The organism is Flavobacterium sp. I-STPP5a (genome assembly GCF_009764685.1).
Taxonomy (GTDB): Bacteria; Bacteroidota; Bacteroidia; order Flavobacteriales; family Flavobacteriaceae; genus Flavobacterium.
Map to the genome: position 1 here is coordinate 1 of NZ_VHLM01000013.1, position 23063 is coordinate 23063.

The window sequence follows — 23063 nt, forward strand, 5'->3', positions numbered from 1 at the left end:
GTTCTTGCGAACAAAACGGCTGTCAATTCAATATGTCTAGGAACGTATTCTTACTATTTTTTCGCCTTTCGTTTGTTTCTCAAAGCGGGTGCAAAAGTAGTTATTCTTTTTTAACTGGCAAGAAAATCATGAAGTTTTTTTGAGATAATATTTATCTCGTTTGCTTCTCTATTTCTTATCAATCTCTCAAGGAACTTCCAGCGTTTTGCGGGGTGCAAAGATAACTTTCTCTTTTAAATCTCACAAGCTTTTTTTAAGGTTTATTTAAAGAGTAAATCTCTAATTACTTTGTTTTACTTGTCAATCATTTAAAGAACGTCTGCGTCATTGCGGGTGCAAAACTACAACCTTTATTCCCTTTTACAAGCTTTTTATTCGCCTTTTTTTGATCTTTTCTTAACTTTTAAACTAAAGCACTGATTAAACGACTCTTAAAACATAAACTTTTTTAAGTTAATTTAAATTAGGATCGTTTTACTGTAAAATCGTGACTCTTGAGAGTATTTGATAGCATTCTATATATAACGACTACTGGTTTACATCTATTCAATAATAGAATTATTAATAGAATTGTTATCTATTATATATAGGTAGCGTTTTTACTTATCCGCAAAAAACGTCTTCTAGATTCTCAAACCGCGTTAGGGATAGTAGCGAAAAGCCCACAGTGACGACCGAAAGGAAGGAACGAGGACTTGTAGCGAAAAGCCCGTCCTTATATAAAACAACAAGAGTAGCAGGATCAACTGCTACTCTTGTTGTTTTATATAAGGGATCGCCCAAATAAAATTTAATATTCCCATCTACTTACACGAACAATCATTAGTTAATATCTAAATCAATTAAAAAAGATGCACTGACAAATTATAGAATAGTATTATTCCTTTATTATTTAAAAAACTCAATTGTACTACAATCTTATTTTGAAAGGAAATGAAACAGAAAACGATTACCTTACAATTGAGTACTATCAAAAAAACGAATGCATTCTCTTTTAAAATAATCCTTTTAGACAGAGTTTTATTTATATTTGCATCATGTTTACATTTTTTAAATCGAAGCCTCCTTTACGAGAGCTCATTCCGCAAAATCACATTGACATCCATTCGCATTTGCTTCCAGGCATTGACGATGGTGCTCAAACATTCAAAGATACGCTAGCCCTAACCACTGCTTTGCAAAGCATGGGTATTACGGAGTTTATTACAACACCTCACATTATACAACATGTTTGGGACAACACACACGAACAAATTATAAAGAAACAAAATGAAACGATATCCCTATTACACGGTAGCGGTATCACTTCTCCATTTAAGGCTGCAGCAGAATACCTAATGGACGATCAGTTTGTTAAACTTTTTCAAGAGAAGTCATTACTAACCTTGAAAAATAATTATGTACTAGTAGAGATGTCTTATATCAATGCTCCTATTCAACTGTATGCTATTTTATTTGATCTACAAGTTGCGGGCTATATTCCCGTTTTGGCACATCCTGAACGCTATCTATTCTATCACAACAACATGAAGGAATACGACAAACTTATAAAGGCGGGATGTTTGTTCCAGCTTAATTTACTGTCTATAGTTGGCTATTACGGCAACGGAATTGCTCAAATTGCCGAACAATTACTTCAAAAAGGAATGTATACCTATGTAGGCACCGATGCACATCATGCCAAACACATTGCTGCATTTGATCAAAAAATATTAATTAAAGACACCGCCCCCTTGAAAGAAGCGATTGCCAACAATCAATTTTTCAAACTATAAAATCAATCCAGAGCAGTTGCCACTAGGATTACCATTTACCCCTAAAAAAAAGGGTTTAATAGTCAAAAATAGTTGGTAAAAATGCTGTAAAGCATTATAAAATATGATGTTTCCAAAAGTTTATTGAAATTCGTTTCAATAAACTTTTTTTATTTATGAAAAACTCAAAAAAAAGCGTTGTCCAACGTGCAAAAGTCTTCAAACTATTAAATGGGGAATTCAACAAAATAAGCAGCGTTTTAAATGTAAGGATTGCAGTCAATTATTTACTTCAAACAATAAATCTGTTTCAGATTCTAACAAAGAAATTTGGTTTAAAAATTGGATAATTGGCAAAGATACTTTTGATAAGATATCACTTGAATCTGGATATAGCAAGAGCACATTACAACGTTATTTTTCTAAAATGTTGCATAAGGCACCCTTTTAGAATTTAGCTCTGCTGATGAAATTTATTTAGTCCTGAATGGAACCTATTTTCCAAATGATATCTGTTTGGTTGTTTATAGGAACTTTCATTTAAGGTCAACGCAACTTTATAGAATGACCAATGGAGAACATTTTGAGGAGATTGCAGAAGACTTACAGAATTTATTGAAACTAGGAATTAAAATAAAGAGCATCACATCGGATGGAGATAAATCCTCAATAAAAGCTATTAAAAAAGTGTGTCCAAAAGTACCTTTTCAAAGATGTTTGGTGCATATATCAAGAATGTGCAGAATATGGATTACTCAGCATCCAAAGCACAAATCTGGTTTTGAACTTAAGCAAATAGTTGTCAAAATCCATCATATTGATTCTGAATATAAACGACAATTATGGCTTATTGAACTCATTCAATGGGAAGAAGAATATCGGGATTTTATTAATCAAAAATCACATAATATGGAAACTGGAAGATATTGGTATACCCATAAAATGGTTAGAAGATCATTTACTGTAATTAAAAAAGCATTACCCAATATGTTTCTCTATTTACAGGATGGCAAAATACCCAATACAACAAATTCTTTAGAATCTTTTTTTGGACATTTAAAAGGTAATTTGAATGTTCATAGAGGATTAAGTTTAGCCAACCGCAAGAACTTTTTGAAATGGTATTTGTATTACAAAAATCAAAACAACAAGTAGGTTTTCTTAGCCATTAGACATACCAAAAAATGTATAAAAAAGGGCAGATAAACTGCCCTCATTTTTCGTATATGTATCAAATCTATTGCTAATTGGTTGCTCCTCAGCAGAGCCAATGTCCTCTTCAATTTGACTGAGCTAATTTAACTAATCTAAAATTAAAAATTACCAACTATTTTTGACCACATTACCAAAAAAAGAAAGCTTACTACGTAAACACACAGTAAGCTTTCTTTTTTTGTAGTATAACTTTTGATTATTTGATATTCAACAATCTTTTATACCATACTTTTTGTTCCACTTGCATTCCGTAGCCATAACCGTAACCGTAGCCTTTAGACGAATCGGTATCGTTTAACAACAAACACATATTAGGTAATTTATGCTCTCTATATAATGTGTTCGGTATATCGAGCATTCTTTTTTCTAAGACATTAGCACGTGCTACATAAATAAAACAATCTGCATTATTGGCAATTAAAAGTGTATCTGTAACCAGAGCAACAGGAGCCGTATCAACAATAACATAATCGTATTTTTTCTTAAGATTTTCAAACATTATGTCTACTTTTTGACTCATTAAAAGCTCAGCAGGATTAGGCGGAATAATACCCGCTGGTAGAATATCAAAATGCTGAAAACCATCGTACCTTACAATGAAATCTTCTACTTTTAGATCTTTGGACGATAAATAATTAGTAACTCCCTCATCTGGAATAGTTACATAATCATCCAGACGTGGACTTCTGATATCCATCCCTATTAAAAGCACTTTTTTTCCAGAAAGCGCAAAAGTGGCTGCCAAATTTACAGATACAAACGTTTTCCCTTCGGAAGGAAAAGTAGAGGTTAAAAATATGGTTTTGGCTTGACCATCCGGCACACGACTTAACATAAACTCTAGGTTGGTTCGTATAATTCGTAACGCTTCTGCACTACTCGTTCTACTTTCGGCACGAATCAACTCGTTTGGCGAATCAGACGAAGGAACATCACCAATAAAAGGGATAAGTGTTTTTCCTTCTAAATCCAAACGGCTTTTAATTTTAGTATCAAACAAACTGTTCACATATATCACCCCGATAGGGACTAAAACTCCAAGCAACAAAGCTGCCAAATAGATAATGCTCTTTTTGGGCGCTACAGGAACAACTGATCCTTTTGCCTCGTCCACAACTCGAGCAATAGCCTCTGTTGCAGCCATGGCGATAGCCGTTTCTTCACGTTTTTGCAACAAATACAAATATAGCTCCTCCTTCACTTTTTGCTGTCTTGCAATTACACGAAATTGACGTTCTTGGACCGGAATTTTACCGATTCTACTATCTAACAATCCTTCTTGACCGCGCAAATCTCTCTTTTGGATTTGCAGGTTAGACTTCATTCTATTCAAACTAGCCGACACATTAGACTTTAAAGACTCTATTTGTTCGCCTATTTTAATAACTGAGGGATTAGATTCCGTGGCCGACTTTAAGATTCTATTACGATCTAATACTAATTTATTATATTCACCAATCAACTCTGTAGCTTCTCCACTGATAATATTACTAGGCAAGAGATCAGCCTTTTTACTGTTTTTCATGAAATCAAGCATAGAACCAATCATGTTCAACTGTATATCAGCCTCAACTCCTTTTTTATCGTACTCGCTAGACCCCTCTATAAAAAGCTTGGCTTCAGTTTCAATATCCGTCAAACGATTGGACTTTTTAAAGTCTTGAACGTTCTGCTCCACTCCATCTAATTCTTGGGTAATTAAAGCCAAACGATTGGCAATAAAACGAGAGGTATTCTCCGAGATGAAATTTTTATCTGCTGCAGAACCTTCGTTGTAGTTTTTAACCAAATTATTTAAGAAATCCTCTGCTTTTTCCACCACAGGATCTACAATAGCAAGTTCTACCACACTACTCGTCTTACTCAAAGGATTTACGGTCAAACGAGACCTGTAGCTCTCTACTAATTTCTCTAAAGGTGTGACGATAATCTGAATGGACGTAGCTGATTCACCAAAAGACACACGACGAATCAACGATTTGTTAATCACAAAAGTCCCTAACTTAGAGGGAATTGATTCTCCATAACGGTACGTCATTTTGGATGCTAGTAACATCTTATTCTCCGCTACCTCTTGCAATTCAAATGAATTAGGTGTAGTTCCTTTAAATTCAAATACAGCTCTCCTCTCTTCAAAATCTTTCTTTTTATTTAAAAAAGTAACAATGATGGGAGCATTTTTATACAAATCACTGCTGATGACTTTTCCTTGCGATGCTAATGTTATCGCAAGATTCATCTTCCTCAGCGTACTTTCTACGAGTGTTCGCGACTTTAAAATCTCAATTTCATTATCTAAATTGTTTTTTACACCGCCAAGGCCCATATCTGCAAAAGCTGACAATTCTGAAGACAGTCCACCTTTTTTTTCATCTTTAACTAATATGGTAGTGGCAACTTTATATTGAGGTGTCGCATACCTTAAATACACATATGCAATTGATAAACTGATCGTAATACCCAACAAAAACCACCTCCAATGCGCCGCATATTGTTCTACAAGGGCTTTAATATTAAAATCTTGTTCTGTATTTTCAGTATGAATACTATTTTCCATTCGGGTTTATTTTGAACTTGAAACGATAAGCGTTATTAAAGTGATTAGCAAGGAAGAAATGGAGATAATTACTCCAGTATTGGGTCCTACAGCAGCTGCATTGATGCGGCTTTTATTAGGCTCTACATAGACCACATCATTTTGTGCTAGATAATAAAAAGGAGACTTCAAAAAGGCAGCATTGGTAATATCCACCCGATTGAATGACTTTACTCCATTCGTTTCTCTAATAATCAGGATGTTATTTCTTTTACCATAAATGGTCAAGTCTCCAGCCAAAGCTAGTGCCTCAATCAGTGTAATGCGCTCAGAGTTTACGGGATATGAACCTGGAGTAGTTACCTCTCCTTGTATGGATACTTTGAAATTGGCAATTCGGAGGTTGATAATTGGATTTTTGATGTAGGCAGCAATTTTTGTATGTAATACTTGCATCACCTCTGTACGAGTAAGACCACTCACCTTCAATTTTCCAATTACTGGAAACTCAATATTACCTTGCGTATCGACTAAATACAATTGCATGGTCATTTGACCATTCGCATTATTGAGATTTGTACTTTGTTGCGTAATAACCGAACTCAAGTTAAAGGGTGCAGCAATTTCAGGATCCTCTGCTGATACAATAATAGACAACAAATCGTCTTGCTGAATCTTAATTTCGTAGGAACTATTATTGGATAAAGGTGACATGGCATCAATATTTTGGTAGTAGACCACGTCTTTTCTTTGGGCACAAGAAAACAACAAGCCAATAATTACAAACGGTATGATCCGTTGGAGTACATAATAATATTTCATTTTCAATGATTTGGGTTTTAACGGTGCAAATATAAGAAAACACCACTTAAATTGACCTTTTAATGATACTAATTTAAAATATTCTACAAACCAACGCTATGGCATCAACAAACTCAGGTAAACAATAGATTTAAGCTCTATTACCAAACAAAACGGAAAAAAGTTTCTAAAATTGCTTTCCTGCTTGCGAATTCCAAAGAATATAGATATTTAAACAACGCACGCTATTAAACTCTCGTATTCTCTTACTGCAATAGTAGCGTAAAGAACTTTTTTTTTATAAAAAACGATAAAGAATCCCTTAAACCAGAAGCACAGGACGTATGCAATAAAAAAACACTCGAATTGACTGTTTTTTTTATTAAAATGGCTGCTCGAGTGTTTGTTTACTGTGTATAGCAACACGCTACTAAGGATGTACTTCCACTGTATCTAGCGTTTCAAAAGTAGAATTCATACTTTTAAACTCGGGTACTATTTTTTTCATCTGCGCCACCATGGTATCGTTGGCATACCCTTCTGCAATATTTATCAAGTCAGTCACATCTTGGTGTAAGGTCTCGTATTCATCCTGTAATTCCTGCGCGATCATAATTTTAGAATGGTGCGTTGGCATTGACTTTGAGGTGTCATTCAACAATTCTTCGTATAATTTTTCACCCGGCCTCAAACCAACTACCTGTATCTTTATATCCCGTTCTGGTATAAAACCAGCCAACTTGATCATTTTTCGAGCCAAATCAATAATTTTTACTGGCTTGCCCATATCAAAAATATAAATTTCACCACCTTTACCCATCGCTCCCGCTTCAAGCACCAGTTGACATGCCTCAGGTATGGTCATGAAATACCGAATAATATCCTTATGGGTTATCGTTACAGGCCCACCCTCGGCAATTTGTCTTGTAAAAAGTGGCACTACAGAGCCATTGGAACCCAATACATTTCCAAAACGAGTGGTAATAAACTTGGTTGCTTGATCCCCTTTTTCGTGTTGGTTTTTTAAATGCAAGGACTGTACGTATTTCTCTGCTATTCGTTTGCTAGCCCCCATAACATTACTTGGGTTTACCGCTTTGTCGGTAGAGACCATAACAAATTTTTTGACGTTATACATACAAGCTAAATCCGCTAAATTTTTAGTTCCTTTAATATTCGTAAAAATAGCTTGACAAGGATTATCCTCCATTAACGGGACGTGTTTATAAGCTGCTGCATGAAAAACGACATGTGGTTTATAGGTTTTAAAAACCATATCCATCGCTTCCCTGTCTCTAATATCGGCTATCACGGTTCTAATTTTTGCGTCTGTAGTAATAGCATCCGTTTCCAATTGTAAATGGTGCAAAGGCGTTTCGGCTTGGTCTAGTATGATTACTTTTTTGGGTTGAAAAGTCAATACTTGCCGAACTATTTCACTACCTATGGAACCAGCTGCACCACTAATTAAAACCACTTTGTCTTTCAATTGCTTCGAAATGGATTTGTTATCCAAAACGATCGGTTTCCGTTCGAGCAAATCTTCAATTTGAATGGTTTTAACCTTTTGAGAAATCTCACGTTGGTTCTCCCAATCAGAAATCAAAGGCACTGTAAACACTTTCAAATTATACTCTAAGCACTGGTCTACGATCACAATTTGCTCTTCTCGGGTTAATGCTCTATCCGCCAGAAGTACACTAGTGGCACCTACTGAACGCATCAAAGCAGGTAATTTCTTTTTCTGAACTAAAATTGGTAAATCCAACATTCTTTTGGACGCATTTTGATTGTTTTTATCAATAAAACCTACAATTTTAAAACGTGTTGGTGTTTCAAATTTTAATGCATTCGCTACAGATATTGCATTGGCATCGGTACCATAAATTACGGTACGAATCAAGTTGGTACTTTTACTTTCAGAAAAATAGAGCTCAAAAGTATGTTTTACTATGACACGGTATAAAAATAACCCACAAAAAGACAGTACTATATTGATGAATAGGGCGGTATTCAAAATTATTTTTCGACCTTCAGCAAATTCAAAAAAGAAATTGATGATTAAAAAAACTATTAAAACGGATAGTTGTGAAAACAATAATTTTACGGCATCAATATTAGAGGAATGCCTAATAATCCCGGAATAGGTTCGGAAAAGCCAAAAGAAAAAAACATTGCACAGCAATAGCATACTTAAATACAATGCTGAATGGGTGGTAATCACATAATCTAAACCAGTACCTTTAAAAATAAGGAAGGTAAAAAAAAATGACAAAATTAGAATTACCAAATCAATAGATACAATGATCCATCGGGGTAAATATCCCAAATTATGCATGCTCAAGCGCAAATTTAACTTGGAAAAAAAATCTGTAAACAATGCGGCAGCTTTTTTTATATATAGACGACTCAAATTCGTAGGTTTTAAAATAGTATTATTATAATTCGTATTCTGAAATCAAAGATAAGGAAAATATTGACCTTACAACTTTCCTTCAAAGATGTGTTTTCGGTTTTTAGTCTACAGTAGTCAGTTTACAGTGATCAGTTTACAGTATACATTTAACATTTTACATTTTTCAGGCTTAAATCGAAGATTCATGAATACCAAAAAAAAAAAACAATATTAACCCGTGAATAATTTTTGTTTCTTTTGAAATGTCAATTCATGAACACTCATAAATTAAGACCTCGTGAGTAATCAAGACAAAAGAAGAGAATAATCATAAAAATCTCAATTGTCTGCAAAAATGAAAACCATGTAGAGATGCTTCGTACCTCAGCATTACAAAATAAAAAGTCGAGGGGACTAAGGCACTGAGGTTCTAAGTTAATTTTCGAAATAGTTCGTCACTAGCAATTAGCTTTCAGCTTTAAAAAATACTCCTCCGAAAATCAATTCGCAAAAAACCGCCCTTAAATTAAAAACGTAAAAAAACAGCGAAAAAACGAAGTGGCAGTAGTCCGCGAGTTGAGGCTTAAAGCCGAACGGCTCGGGCTGCGGAACTTAGTTTCGAGGTAGTTTTTAAGTTTTTAATTTTCAGGCTTGATCTTTTGTTTCTTTTGTATCAAGACAAAAGAAAAAGAAAATCTTTAAAGAATAAAGTCGTCTAAAACTAATGATTAACAGCACCTACTCAGTAACCCGCTATCATTTATAAAAAGGTTCTAAAATCGCAGTCAATACCTTAGTAATCCGTTCTCGATCTGCATCGGATAAATTAGATCCTGACGGCATACACAATCCAGTATCAAACAAGCTTTCAGAAACAGTACCTCCATAATACGGATACTTCTCAAAAATAGGTTGCAAATGCATCGGTTTCCATAATGGTCTTGATTCTATATTTTCAGCTTCTAATGCTAATCTCAAGGTCTCACGTGTTAACCCATTTGTTAAAAGAGGATCTACAACAATAGCACTCAACCAATAATTCGCAAAATAATCGTCATTAGGAACTGTAAAAACCGAAATTCCCTTATAATTCTGAAAGAAATCAACATAAAAATCATGCATTGCTCTGCGTTTGACAACATGTGCATCTAATACTTCCATTTGCCCCCTTCCAATTCCGGCACAAATATTACTCATACGGTAGTTGTAACCAATGGCACTGTGCTGGTAATGCGGTGCATCATCTCTAGATTGAGTCGCATAGAAAACAGCTTTTTGCTTTAGGGCTGCGGTAGGAGTTACAATAGCACCACCGCCAGAAGTAGTTATGATTTTATTACCATTAAAAGAAAACACCCCAATATCTCCAAAAGTGCCACATTTCTTTCCTTTATAGCTGCTTCCTAAGGCTGCAGCAGCATCCTCTAAAATGGGTATTTGGTGTGAATCAGCAACCGCTCGCACAGCTTCAATTTGATACGGTATACCATACAAGTGCACGGCAATAATGGCTTTAGGCTTTTTACCTGCTACAATCCGGTCCTTAATAGCTGCTTCTAAAACTGTTGGGCATAAGTTCCAAGTGTCCAATTCACTGTCAACAAAAACGGGCGTAGCGCCCTGATAAAAAATAGGATTAACCGAAGCGGCAAAAGTCATACTTTGGCAGATCACTTCATCACCTGATGTAACACCTAATAAAACAAGGCCTAAATGAATGGCTGATGTTCCAGAACTTAGTACAGCAACTGAAACTTTGTTTTTAAATAAATATTCCTCAAGATCTTGTTCTAGCCCTATAACATTAGGTCCAAGTGGGGCAATCCAATTTGTAGCAAAAGCTCTTTCTATAAATTTTTGTTCACCATCACCCATATGCGGACAAGATAACCAAATTCTTGATGACGACATTTTCTTAGATTGCTTATTGTGGTACAAAGTGTTTGTTTAAGTATCTTACTTAAGATTGCTTAGTTTACTTGTTTAATATTATTCCTCATGAAAACTTAAATAACATAGAAAAGTGAAAAAATATTTCAAATAAAAAACTATATTAACCAGTTACTTTATATGTTAAAATATCAATTTCATTTTTTACAAGTACAACAAAGGATATAATTATATTAGTGCGAAACACAGTTAATAAATTTCACCAAATATTCAATAATTTAAAACTGCTATTCATAGTTAGTTTTTAAATATGCTCCAAAATGTACTAATTATCACACCAATATCCTTTATCAAATTCCTTTTCTCTAAGTAATTTAAATTAATCTGAAGCTTTTGTGGCATAACAACTTCAATGTAATAACGGTCTGGATTTTCTTGACAAGAAAGAAGTTCGTTCTCATTTCTGAACTCAATGGATGCTAAATCCGTTATTCCAGGTCTCACATTTAACACTTGCATTTGCATAGGATTATACAAATCCACATATTTTCTAACTTCAGGCCTTGGGCCTACAAAACTCATGTCCCCACAAAACACATTAATCAATTGCGGCAACTCGTCAAGCTTATATTTACGCAAATAAAATCCGATTTTTGTTACTCTTGGATCTCGTTCACCAACAGTTAACAAACCTAATTTATCTGCATTAACAAACATGGTTCTGAATTTAAAAATAAAAAAATCATTATTGTTTTTACCTACTCTAAGTTGCTTGTATATAATAGGACCCTTCGTGGTGATTTTCATCGAAATAATTATCAAAACGAATAATGGAAGTAATAAAACAAGGCCGAAAAATGAAAACACGATGTCAAATACTCTTTTCATTATTTACCAGTAACTTTATGCACTGATGTTGCAACAACTTCAATCACCGTATTAATTTGCTCTTCTGTGATTTCATAAAAAACTGGTAACGAAATTTCAGTTTCCCATAATTTTTTTGCTATCGGAAAATCATCTATATCATATTCTAGCGACTTGTAATAAGAAAGTAATGGCAATGGTTTATAATGGACATTAACCGAAACATCAAGATTAAATATTTCTTGGATGATACTGTTTCTCTCTTCTAAAGTCACATCCTTTATTCTTAGCAAATAAAGGTGATATGAGGTTTCCCTAGATTCATCGGCATAAACTGGAGTTATCGCCCAATCGTACTTTTCAAAAGCCGCAGTGTATTTTTCGAATATAGTTTTTCTTTTTGGCAAAGTTTCCGTTTCATACCTGTCAAATTCCACCAATCCGATTGATGCTAAAATATCGGTCATATTGCATTTAAAACCTGCATCTATAACATCATATTCCCAATTACCTTTTTGACTTTTTGCCAATGCATCCTTGTCTTGCCCGTGCAGCGAAAGGGTGTTTAATCGGTCATAAACTTCTTTGTTGTTGAAAGGTGGTGGCAAATTAATACAGATAGCGCCACCTTCAGCAGTTGTCAGATTTTTAACCGCATGAAACGAAAATACGGTAAAATCGGCCTGAGCACCGACTTTTTCATTATGATAAACTGCTCCAAAAGAATGTGCTGCATCGGACAATACCAAAATCCTTCCTAGTTTTTGTTGATTTTCCGATTCAGGTACAAACAATTCCTTTACATTTTGATTCTGCAACAATTGATTTAGAGCTGCATAATCAATTGGCAGTCCCCCTACATCAACCGGAATTACGGCCTTAGTTCTGGAAGTAATATGTCTTTCAATTTTGGAAATATCAATGCCGAAATCTGATGTAACATCAACCATAATAACTTTAGCACCACGGTGTCTGACTATGTTTGCAGTAGCGCAATAGGTATATACGGGTACAATTACTTCATCTCCTTCTTTTATCCCGTACCAATACAACAGCAATTCTGCACCGGCGGTCCAAGAGTTAACTGCTAGTACATTGCTCACATTACTGTACTCTGCTATTTTTTTTTCAAACAACTTGGTTCGCGGACCAGTAGTTATCCAGCCCGATTCTAGGGCATTTGTAACTTCATCAATAACTTTTTGATCTATTCGTGGTGGTGAAAAGGGTATAATCATTACTATATCTGTATTATTTTAAATTCTTTTTTAATTTATACATTTTTCGGTTGGGATACGTTACAAATTCATAATAAACTTGATAGCCAGTACTTTTATAAAACTCTAAAACTTTCTTATTTTCATTGAAATCTGTGGTCAAGGCCAATTCGGAACAACCTTTATTAACGGCTTCTTCCTCAAACTTTTTTATCAATTCTTTTCCTATTCCTTGTCCATTATAATTAGGAAGAACACCAATAGAGAGTAACTCAGCATAATTTCCATCATCTTTTTCATCTGAATTTTTCCCTAAATTATTTCCCAAACGAATTATTGCTTTAGGATTTGAACAAAGAATAATTACACCTTGAAGCATAAAGGCTAAAAGGTTTTGCTTAATCAATCTTTTATGAAACCCTTTAGAATACATACATCCAATACTAAATCCTATTAAATTGTCATTCGCATCAGTAGCACAAATAGCTATTGACTCCTTACTTTTTAGACAGGATTTATAGTAAGTATTTAAGAAACCTTCTCCCAACGAACTTAAAAAGAAATCTTTAAATGATTTTAAATGAATCGATGCTATCTCATTTGATTCCGATATTTTAATGGCTCTGTATTTCATATTAAATCGTTATCAGTGCTACAATTAATCACTTTTATTAATTAATTTTTGGATAAATATTCTATTAATTAAATTCATAAACTTAAAATTCTTGTAAATTATAAATAGTAAATTACTGATATTATAATTAAAATGCATGTCTATTAGCCTCCATAACTGTATCTATAAGTGGTCCCAATTTTTTGATTTGATAATTTTTGTCAAACATAAGTCCTATCCGATTTGAATTTTGTGCGAATTCGTCACGTTTATCGTTATTATTAACAAGATAAATTATTCCTTTAAGGAGTGATTCCTTGTTACCTGGCTCATAATTGAGGCCTGCAGTTTCCTTTTCTATTATAGATCCTACTTCTCCTTTTAATGAATTTAAAATTGCTATACCAGCAGCTGTATAATCATAAAACTTATCTGGCATTTCTACATTAGAAATTTCTGTGTAGATGGATAAACCCACATCACTCATACTATATAGATAAGAAAGGCTTTCTGGCTCTAATTTTCCTAAATACTTTACTATTCCAGATTTACTATTCTTTATAAATTCTTCTACATTACTTCTCAGTGGACCATCTCCAGCAATTAGAAATTTAACATTACCTACCTGCAGTTTTTCAATTGTATTTACAACTTCAAGTAAATTTAGAATATCATAAGAAGGACCTAGTGTTCCTGCGAAAGTAAACCATATATCGTTATCTTTTTTGTCAGGTAATAAAGCTAATAAACCTTTATCTGGTTTTATATTTCTTCTAAATTCCTCTACATCTATACCATTATAAATTACAGCATGAGGTCTTGATCTTAAATTGCTAGCAAAACTTAGTGGAAGTTCGAGATAAGGTGTAGATAAGGAAATAAATCCATCTAAATCTTGGTAAATATTTTTTCTATTTCGATACACTGGATAAAATAAAGCATTTATTAATCCTTTAATCTTGTTAGGAAAAGAATTTACCATTAATTCTGGCCATAAATCCATTTGATCAAAAATGGCAGGAACTTTTTCCCTTTTAGCTATTTTGTATCCTGCATAACCAAAAGTCAGCGGAGATTCACTATAAATTACTAGATCGGGCTTATTTACTAATTTACTTTGGTATAATTTATAAGAAAAAACTAAATCTCTATAGATTCTTCCAAAAGAAATATTTTTTTTATACCCTGGTGTAGGAACCAAAGTAATTTTAAAATTTTCATTTATTACTATATCTTTCCAGCCTGATGATCTCTGATTTTTAAAATGGTGAGAAAATGACGAAGTATACCACGTTACATTGTGCCCTATTGAAGACAAATAATTTCCAATTATTGTACATCTATACTCTCTCCATTTTTCTTCCGGTATTGGTATCGGTCCATATGGATTAATTATAATTATATTCATTTAAAAAAAAAGTTATTAAAATAATTTATTTAAAATTTTTCCCAAGAATCAAGATGCACTTGTGAATCATAATCTCTATTTACCCACCTACTGGGGCTAATAATCTTTATATCTTTGTTATTATTCAGATAAGCCGCCCACCAACTGAAAGAGCTGTTGGCGATAATCATATTTTTACAACATGACATAAGATACATATCCCAAAAACTCTCTTTACCAATGTTGTGAGATACAAACTTAATCCTATCAGTGTTAAGAAAAATCTTTATATTATCTATACACCACTGGATATCATTAGAAAATATAAAAAAATATGGATTCTCTACTTTAGAATTTATCTCAAAAATTGCATTGCAATAATAGTCTAACTCGCATATCCCGATAAAAGATTTTGCATTTAAATAATCCCCCCTCCGTACATGTATCGATACAGAATTAACCGATTTAATTAATTCTGACAACTCTTTATTTTCCCCGCTAGCAATAGGAAAGCTAAATATTTTTTTAACATCTTCTTTTATACTTTCAAAATACAAAGGGCTTTGCCAATATCCTTCGAAATAACAATCCCCATTAACTGTTAGAGCTCTTTCATCGTAAACATAATCTCTTTTTTCAATGTACTCTTTAGACTTTTTTGGCAGTATTTTTCTAACTAACCTTGATAAAGTATAATGCGGTATATAAGTTGTTAATCTAGAAATTTCCCTCTTATTTGCCACCATAATTTCTTTGACATTAAAAATTTCATTGATTAAGAAGCCATCATGAAGACCATAATGGTTAAAGTGCGATATATCAACAAATATATCATCATCATTTCTTTTTTTTAAGGCAAGTGCAAATGCATAGCAAAACATCTGATTACCTAAACCTCCAATTGTATTAACTATCTTCATACATTTCTATTCCCAATAAAATTTATATGGAATTACTGTAAACCACTCTGGTCTATAGACTAATATGATATAAACTTGTATACATAAAAAAATTACCCAAAATAAATACATCATAAATCTATCCATAATACCTTTGATTCTATAACATGAATTTGTAAGTAATACAATCGATATAGGAATAAAATAATGCGTATATCTTACTAAGATACCAAATTTTATCGAAAGCACTAAAAATAAGACATTACCTAAAAAGAATAAAAGCATTTGCTTATCACTATTAACAAATATTTTAAAATTAAAGTTCTTTACCACAATTATTAAACCTATCAAATAAGTTAATAAAACTAAAAAAATTCCAATCTTAGACTCTGAAATACCTTCTTGACCTAAATAATCAGATCCGTAGTTTGGAAAAAAAGAATAGAAAATTCCTAAAATTTTATCAAGTGATAAAAAAGTACATAGCGTAAAAAAAATGGTATAGATCAAAGTTTTTTTAGAAAATCTAATGAAATTCAAAAAAGGAACCAAAAAAAGAATATATGCTGAAGAATGAAACTGTGCAGAAATGAATACAATTAAATAATACCACTTCCATTTTTGATTAAATAAATATGGTATAGCAAAATTAAAAACCGCTATAGCAAGTCCCTGTCTTATTCCTGATACTAGAAAAAAATAATGTGTTAAACCAATAAACAAAAAAATTGTAAACCATAAGTTTTCAGAATATCTATAGAAAAGAATGATAAATGAACTTTGAATTAGTAAACTTGTAATAAAAAATAATGCTACAGGATCTTTAGAAATTAAAAGATAAATAATGTTTTCAAGTATCTGATATCCTATTTCAAATCTTTCAAACGCGTTAAGATCAAATATATTATTAGGTGATATACTTTGAAAATGTTCAGCGTAAGCAGGAGTATCATTATATACAGTTATATGTCTTAAACCAGCTGGTAAAAATAATTGTACAAAGAATAAGATTGCAAGAATTTTTTTTTTATTTTGTGTTGATAAATGTTTTATCGAAGATATAAAAACTCCTTCGACAATAAATAACAACATTAGAAATACTAAGATTAACTCCATCAAATTAATTTAAAAATAACCATCTAATTCCACTGTAAACTATTTTAAATCCCTTAAAAACCCTAGTTTTTTTTGAGTGATCAATTACTTTATCAAAATATATATCAATTTTTACTTTATTTCTTATTATTATTAGTGGTTTATATGGTGTCTTTGCATCTTCAGGACAAGCATAGGAGGACGGTAATAATTTTCCGCCATAATCATAAAAGTATCTATTAATATGGGACTCATCATGATATATTGCCATTATTCCATTTTTGTAATCTTCCATAATATTATTATAGCAAACCTGGCAAAATAACAAATAGTCTTTTGTTTTACCCCCATTAAGACCACCTATTACGTACCGATATTTATTTCTTAATTTAAATGGTATAAAAGCTTTAGAGAGTTGATTTCTCTCGAAAGGATACCTAAGGGGCGTTTTATTATAATACCCCCCATTTAAGGCAAATACTATCTCACCATCTTTATTAGGTAAGATTTCTGGACCTATGTGAGACACAAAAAGCATGTTAGAATTAAAAAAATAGATATAGTCGTACTTCTTTAATTCCTCACTAATTGATAAAAACATGTTAAAACGCATAATTGAGTCTAATGGAAATCCTTCACACTTTTTCTCTATTATGGTAACATTATTATCGACAGAAATCTTGCTATTATCTGTAAAAACAAAATACTGTTTATTTGCAATATTTTTTAAGAAATACTTTTCTGATGAATTATAAAAGCCTTCAAAGAACTGATTGTACCTACCTGTACAAATATATACTATTGCTATATTCATTTTTTATAATTATTATCAATAAAACTCGAACGATTTAACACGAACTATTATACCTACGATTAATTAAAATTGAAGTTACTTTAAAAAGTTCATGCTTCTTTTGTACATAGGGACAAAAGCGATAAAAAACCATGAAATTGTCATTACTAAAATAAAATAATTCAACCCAAAATAAGAAATTGCAATTCCTCCGATTAAACAAATTGAAAATGCTAACAAAATATGTATTATAAATTCAAATTTAAAATCTGTAATACTATGTAAAAATGTACTAACCCAATATACCATTCCTATTATTAAACTCAAAACACCTAACATTAAAATAAAGATTATATTAGATTTTATGACTTTTGAAGATAAGTAAAAAACAATATCTACACCCCAAAAGATGGCGATACCTAAATAAAAAGCGTAACCTATCAAAGTTAAAAGTAAAGATGTATGAATAATTTTCTTGATCCAAATTTTGTCTCCTTTATGCCAAGCCAATGTTAACATAGGCCAAACTGCTGGCAAAATTGCTGATATTAATATCAATGGTATGCTAATGTATTTATAAACAACACTATAATGAGTCACTTCCTTTAATCCAAATTCTCTTACTATATAAAAGTTGGGGACAATAGTAATTATTATCTCAGCCAACTTAATCCCGAGAAATGAAATTGAAGGTTTCAACTCTTGTTTTAATTTTGAAATGACATCTTTATTTGAAAAACGAACAATATTACTTGAATACATTAAATTAAAAAAAAGAAATATACGCAAAATAAATATTGGACTAGAAAAAAGAAAGGCTACTAACACTAAATTATCGGTATATATTAATGCCAAAAAAGTGGCACCAAACATCAATAGTGTTAAAATCCCTTCAATAAATCTAATATTTCCCAATAATATTTTAGATGCATAATAATTTTCAACATTACTTAGACTAATGCTAATAACCATAACCCCGTACAAAACTATAAACAAAGGTAAACTTTCACTTTTTGCAATTGGATCTGTTATTTTAAAAAATAAATTTATATCCACAAAAAAAAAACACAAGCCCAATAATGACGCCATTAAAAATAAAAAAGCCCCAAAAACAAATCCTGAATATAAATATAACTGGAAATTTATAGTGTCGTTATTACTGTTAAATTCTGTGAGTCTATTTTTAATACTTGGAAAAACTCCTGCGTCTAAAAAATTTATAAATGTCAATGTACTTAATGCCATTATCCACAACCCATATCTATCAGCACCTAAATATTTTACAAATAAAGGTATGCTTACAAAACCAATTAATGTTTTACATAATGTAGCAAACAACGAACTTGAAATTTCTTTATAAAACTTAATTTTTCCAAACATATAAAATTCAATTTTTTTTAGTTTAAAATAGATGTTTTTTTAATTAACTCGTACTTGCCTAACGTTTATCCTTTATAAAAAACTACAATCCAGCTTTACTAATAAATTCTTCAAAACTTTCAAAAATTGATTTATGTTCTGATTTAAATCTTTCGTAATATTTACCATATTGACTTTTAATTGGTAAAATCTCCGAAAATTTATCACTATCCGAACCATTTAAAAATATTGGAAATTCTTCATAAAAATCTGAAATTATTGGTCTCCGTCCAAAACCGTCTTTTATACTGCGGGCATATTCAAAAGCTTCATCTACATATCTACTTTTCCTCTTTTCATAATATTCATCTAATGAACATATTACTTTTGCCGGCACACCAGCTGCTACACAATTAGAAGGTATGTTTTTATTCACGACAGAACCAAATCCAATAAAAACATTATCCCCGATAGTCACTCCTTTTAAAATAGAGACATTTCTTCCAAAAGCCACATTATTTCCAATTACTACTTTACCCGTTGATGAAACATAGTCATGATAAACATTTAAAAACACATGAGATACATAATCATGTGTTAACAATGAAAATCCTCTATTAATAAAAACATCATTACCAATTTCAACTAATGTTGGCTTATGCATATCTATATCTAGTGTGGTTCTATTAGTAAAAATCACGTTTTGACCAATATTCATTCCTTTTCTTCTTAAATATCTAGTGTAACTTGTATTAGACATCAAAGAAATTTTGTATTCTAATAAATTAATAAATTTGATTATTGTTTTCATATCGTAAAATTAAATTAAACGTTTTTAACTTTCTAACAAGATTAAAATAAATACTTAGCTTTTTTTTATGCTATAAAATTTAATTAGAATATAAACTTTTTTTATATTACTTAATATAAATTGATTACATATCTTTTCAGGCTAAGACCATCGATTTTCTAATCCTCATTATTTATTTATTAGCTGTGCAACAATTAAAGTAATCAAGAGCAAAAGGATAGACCGTAAATTAAAATCTATCCTAATTTCTTAATTATCTCCAAATCACTTGCTACCATCTCTTTCACCATGTCAGCTAAATCGTATTTCGGTTCCCAACCCAATTGCGTTTTTGATTTCGTAGGGTCTCCAATTAATAAATCTACTTCAGTTGGACGGTAGTATTCTGGATCTACGCGTACTACTACTTTACCTATTGGTAATTGATATTCTGCATTACTGCATGAAACTATTTTTGCCACTTCACTTTCATTTACTCCTTCAAAAGCCAATTCAATACCCACCTCAGCAAACGCCATCGCAACGAAATCTCTAATATAAGTAGTTACTCCTGTCGCAATCACATAGTCCTCAGCAACATCTTGTTGCAAGATACGCCACATCGCCTCCACATAATCTTTGGCATGACCCCAGTCTCTTTGAGAATTTAAATTTCCTAGGTACAAACATTCTTGCTTTCCTTTGGCTATTGCAGCAGTAGCCATAGTAATTTTACGGGTCACAAAGGTTTCGCCACGTCGAGGAGACTCATGATTAAAAAGAATACCATTGCAGGCAAACATATTATAGGCTTCACGGTAGTTCTTTGTAATCCAAAAACCATATATTTTAGCAGCACCATACGGAGAGCGTGGATAAAAAGGGGATTGTTCATCATAAAACCCTTGTGCATTTTTATTTTCGGCTAAGCCACCATACAATTCCGATGTTGACGCTTGATAAACTCTTGTTTTTTTAGTTAATCCTAGAATACGAACTGCCTCTAATATTCTTAAAGTACCTATTCCGTCTACATTAGCAACATATTCTGGTGAATCAAAAGAAACTTTTACATGAGACATAGCCCCAAGATTGTATATTTCGTCAGGCTGTACTTCCTGTATAATTCGGATAATATTTGTAGAATCGGTTAAATCACCGTAATGCAATTTAAAATTCACATGAGCTTCATGCTGGTCTTGATAAATGTGATCGATTCTTTGTGTGTTAAAGGACGAGGCACGGCGTTTAACACCATGAACCATATATCCCTTTTCTAATAATAATTCCGCTAAATACGAACCATCTTGACCTGTAATTCCAGTAACTAAAGCTGTTTTCATCTTCTAATTGTTTGCTATTTTGTTTTCTACATCTAAGTTCCTGCACCATCAAATCTTAGCGTATTTTACTATATTTTATAATTTTACTTCTTTGTACGAACTCTCGTTTTTCAAAAACCAATCGTAGGTTTTCACAATTCCTTCTTCCAACTTCATTTGATGTTTCCATCCAAGTTCATGCATTCTAGAGACATCCATCAGTTTTCTGGGTGTACCATCCGGCTTGCTGCTATCCCAGATAATTTCTCCTTGGTGGCCGACTATTCTTTGTATCGTTTCTGCCAAATGTTTAATGGTCAAATCCTCTCCCGTTCCCACGTTGTACAAGTACTCAGGAAGTCTGTTCTCTAATGCAAAAACAACTGCTGCTGCCATATCATCCACAAAAAGAAATTCTCTCATGGGTGTTCCGCTACCCCATAAGGTCACAGAGGCGTTATCGTTGTTTTTGGCTTCGTGAAATTTTCTAATCATTGCCGGTAGTACATGAGAAGAGTTTAAATCAAAATTATCATGTGTTCCATACAAATTAGTCGGCATTAAACTAACAAAATCTTTATCAAACTGGTTGCGTATGGCTTGGCAGGCTTTTACGCCTGTAATTTTAGCAATAGCATACCACTCATTGGTGGGTTCCAAAGAATCGGTCAGTAAATATTCTTCCTTTAATGGTTGAGGCGATAATTTTGGATAAATGCAAGAACTACCAAGAAATATAAATTTTTCAACTCCTGACTGATGGGCCGCATCTATCAAATTATTTTGAATTTGCATATTTTCCATCAGAAATTGATACGGAAAATTATTGTTTGCTAAGATACCTCCCACTTTTGCAGCGGCATCGATAATCACAGCAGGTTTTTCATTGTTGATATAATCCAGCACCGAATTTTGATTTCGTAAATCTAATTCTTTACTTGAGGAACCTATTAAATTTGTATAACTATTGGCTACTAATGTGCGCCAAATGGCACTTCCTACCATGCCCTTATGACCCGCTATGTATATTTTTGTATTTTTATTCATTTTAAACGCAACTAACGATTATAACCCTTCACTTTTATTTTGCACTACTCTTTTTGCCAATCGTAACAAATACTGACCGTACTCATTTTTACTCAATGGCGTTGCTTGCTCTAGTAGTTTTTCTCTGGAAATATAGCCTTTTTCAAAAGCTATTTCTTCCAAACAGGCTACTTTAAGCCCTTGTCTTTTTTCTATGGTTTGTATAAAATTACTCGCTTCTAGTAAGGATTCATGAGTACCTGTGTCTAACCAAGCATAGCCGCGACCCATCAACTCCACTTTTAAATTTTGTAAAGCCAAATATTCTTGATTGATAGTGGTAATTTCTAATTCCCCTCGGTCACTTGGCTTAATATTTTTGACTATTTCTACCACAGAATTGGGATAAAAGTACAATCCTACTACAGCATAATTACTCTTAGGCACTACTGGTTTTTCTTCAATACTGACCACAGTTCCAGTGGAATCAAATTCAGCTACGCCATACCGCTCAGGATCCTGTACATAATAGCCAAAAACAGTGGCTTTGTTGTCTACAGTGACATTAGCAACGGCTGTTTGTAATAAAGCTGTCAATCCATGACCATAAAAAATATTGTCCCCTAAAATCAAACAAACCGAATCGGTGCCGATAAAATCAGCTCCTATAATAAACGCTTGTGCCAATCCGTCTGGACTAGGCTGTTCAGCGTACTGAATGGTAATCCCAAAATCACTTCCATCTCCCAATAGGTTTTGAAAATGCGGCAAATCATGAGGGGTGGAAATCAACAACACTTCGGTTATCCCAGCCAACATCAATACCGACAACGGATAATACACCATCGGTTTGTCATAGATGGGCATTAACTGCTTGGATATCGACTTAGTAAGGGGATACAATCGGGTGCCGGACCCGCCTGCCAATATGATTCCTTTCATAATTTATATTGTCTTTCGATTGTCATTTATGAGATCAATTGCTTCATGCATCTTTTAAGACTCTCTCTATAATGAGGTATGACCAAAAGTATTTTTAATTTTATACGTATTTAGTAAAGAATAGGCCAGTCTTTTGGCTGGCGTGAGATACGAGTCTGCATT

General features: G+C 32.7%; 18 protein-coding genes. 2 read left to right on the forward strand and 16 right to left on the reverse strand.

Annotated features, from left to right (window positions below; genetic code table 11):
• The first annotated feature begins 1037 nt into the window (after positions 1-1037).
• Complete coding sequence (locus tag FJV36_RS03115) at positions 1038-1775, forward strand: tyrosine-protein phosphatase (protein ID WP_158729309.1); 738 nt, start codon at positions 1038-1040, stop codon at positions 1773-1775.
• A gap of 543 nt (positions 1776-2318) precedes the next feature.
• Entirely contained in the window at positions 2319-2909 is a 591-nt protein-coding gene (locus FJV36_RS16425) for a transposase (RefSeq protein ID WP_233264578.1), read from the forward strand.
• Between the two features lie 256 nt (positions 2910-3165).
• Here the strand turns inward: FJV36_RS16425 and FJV36_RS03125 are convergent, their stop codons facing one another.
• The 16 genes from FJV36_RS03125 to rfbA form a co-directional block, all read right to left on the reverse strand.
• Positions 3166-5526 (reverse strand): tyrosine-protein kinase, encoded by a 2361-nt coding sequence (locus tag FJV36_RS03125; protein ID WP_158729308.1) that lies wholly within the window; start codon positions 5524-5526, stop codon positions 3166-3168.
• Positions 5527-5532: 6 nt separating this feature from the next.
• Positions 5533-6327 carry a polysaccharide biosynthesis/export family protein gene (locus FJV36_RS03130; protein ID WP_158729307.1) on the reverse strand — a complete coding sequence of 265 codons (795 nt, stop codon included), beginning with the start codon at positions 6325-6327 and terminating at the stop codon, positions 5533-5535.
• Between the two features lie 409 nt (positions 6328-6736).
• Positions 6737-8644 carry a nucleoside-diphosphate sugar epimerase/dehydratase gene (locus FJV36_RS03135; RefSeq protein ID WP_158729306.1) on the reverse strand — a complete coding sequence of 636 codons (1908 nt, stop codon included), beginning with the start codon at positions 8642-8644 and terminating at the stop codon, positions 6737-6739.
• An 813-nt stretch (positions 8645-9457) separates the two neighbouring features.
• A complete protein-coding gene (locus FJV36_RS03140) occupies positions 9458-10612 on the reverse strand; it encodes a DegT/DnrJ/EryC1/StrS aminotransferase family protein (protein ID WP_158729305.1) in 1155 nt (384 codons plus the stop codon).
• 276 nt (positions 10613-10888) lie between these two features.
• The gene (locus FJV36_RS03145; protein WP_158729304.1) at positions 10889-11479 is read right to left on the reverse strand and encodes a sugar transferase; all 591 of its coding nucleotides are present in this window, start codon (positions 11477-11479) and stop codon (positions 10889-10891) included.
• A complete protein-coding gene (locus FJV36_RS03150) occupies positions 11479-12696 on the reverse strand; it encodes a DegT/DnrJ/EryC1/StrS family aminotransferase (protein WP_347753117.1) in 1218 nt (405 codons plus the stop codon). The genes FJV36_RS03145 and FJV36_RS03150 overlap by 1 nt, the downstream gene beginning before the upstream one ends.
• A gap of 13 nt (positions 12697-12709) precedes the next feature.
• Entirely contained in the window at positions 12710-13309 is a 600-nt protein-coding gene (locus tag FJV36_RS03155; protein WP_158729303.1) for an N-acetyltransferase, read from the reverse strand.
• A gap of 127 nt (positions 13310-13436) precedes the next feature.
• Entirely contained in the window at positions 13437-14696 is a 1260-nt protein-coding gene (locus tag FJV36_RS03160) for a glycosyltransferase family 4 protein (protein WP_158729302.1), read from the reverse strand.
• A gap of 29 nt (positions 14697-14725) precedes the next feature.
• Positions 14726-15595 (reverse strand): alpha-1,2-fucosyltransferase, encoded by an 870-nt coding sequence (locus FJV36_RS03165; protein WP_158729301.1) that lies wholly within the window; start codon positions 15593-15595, stop codon positions 14726-14728.
• Positions 15596-15601: 6 nt separating this feature from the next.
• Positions 15602-16690 carry an EpsG family protein gene (locus FJV36_RS03170; protein ID WP_158729300.1) on the reverse strand — a complete coding sequence of 363 codons (1089 nt, stop codon included), beginning with the start codon at positions 16688-16690 and terminating at the stop codon, positions 15602-15604.
• 4 nt (positions 16691-16694) lie between these two features.
• On the reverse strand, positions 16695-17483 hold the full coding sequence (locus tag FJV36_RS03175) for a family 6 glucosyltransferase (protein WP_158729299.1): 789 nt from the start codon (positions 17481-17483) through the stop codon (positions 16695-16697).
• A 75-nt stretch (positions 17484-17558) separates the two neighbouring features.
• On the reverse strand, positions 17559-18842 hold the full coding sequence (locus tag FJV36_RS03180) for a lipopolysaccharide biosynthesis protein (protein WP_158729298.1): 1284 nt from the start codon (positions 18840-18842) through the stop codon (positions 17559-17561).
• 82 nt (positions 18843-18924) lie between these two features.
• Positions 18925-19632: an acyltransferase gene (locus tag FJV36_RS03185; RefSeq protein ID WP_158729297.1), complete on the reverse strand. Its 708-nt coding sequence runs from the start codon at positions 19630-19632 to the stop codon at positions 18925-18927.
• 236 nt (positions 19633-19868) lie between these two features.
• The gene (gmd, locus tag FJV36_RS03190) at positions 19869-20954 is read right to left on the reverse strand and encodes a GDP-mannose 4,6-dehydratase (RefSeq protein WP_158729296.1); all 1086 of its coding nucleotides are present in this window, start codon (positions 20952-20954) and stop codon (positions 19869-19871) included.
• A gap of 75 nt (positions 20955-21029) precedes the next feature.
• Positions 21030-21980, reverse strand: a complete 951-nt coding sequence (locus FJV36_RS03195; RefSeq protein ID WP_158729295.1) for a GDP-L-fucose synthase — start codon at positions 21978-21980, stop codon at positions 21030-21032.
• Between the two features lie 18 nt (positions 21981-21998).
• The gene (gene rfbA / locus FJV36_RS03200) at positions 21999-22901 is read right to left on the reverse strand and encodes a glucose-1-phosphate thymidylyltransferase RfbA (protein WP_158729294.1); all 903 of its coding nucleotides are present in this window, start codon (positions 22899-22901) and stop codon (positions 21999-22001) included.
• Positions 22902-23063 lie beyond the last annotated feature (162 nt).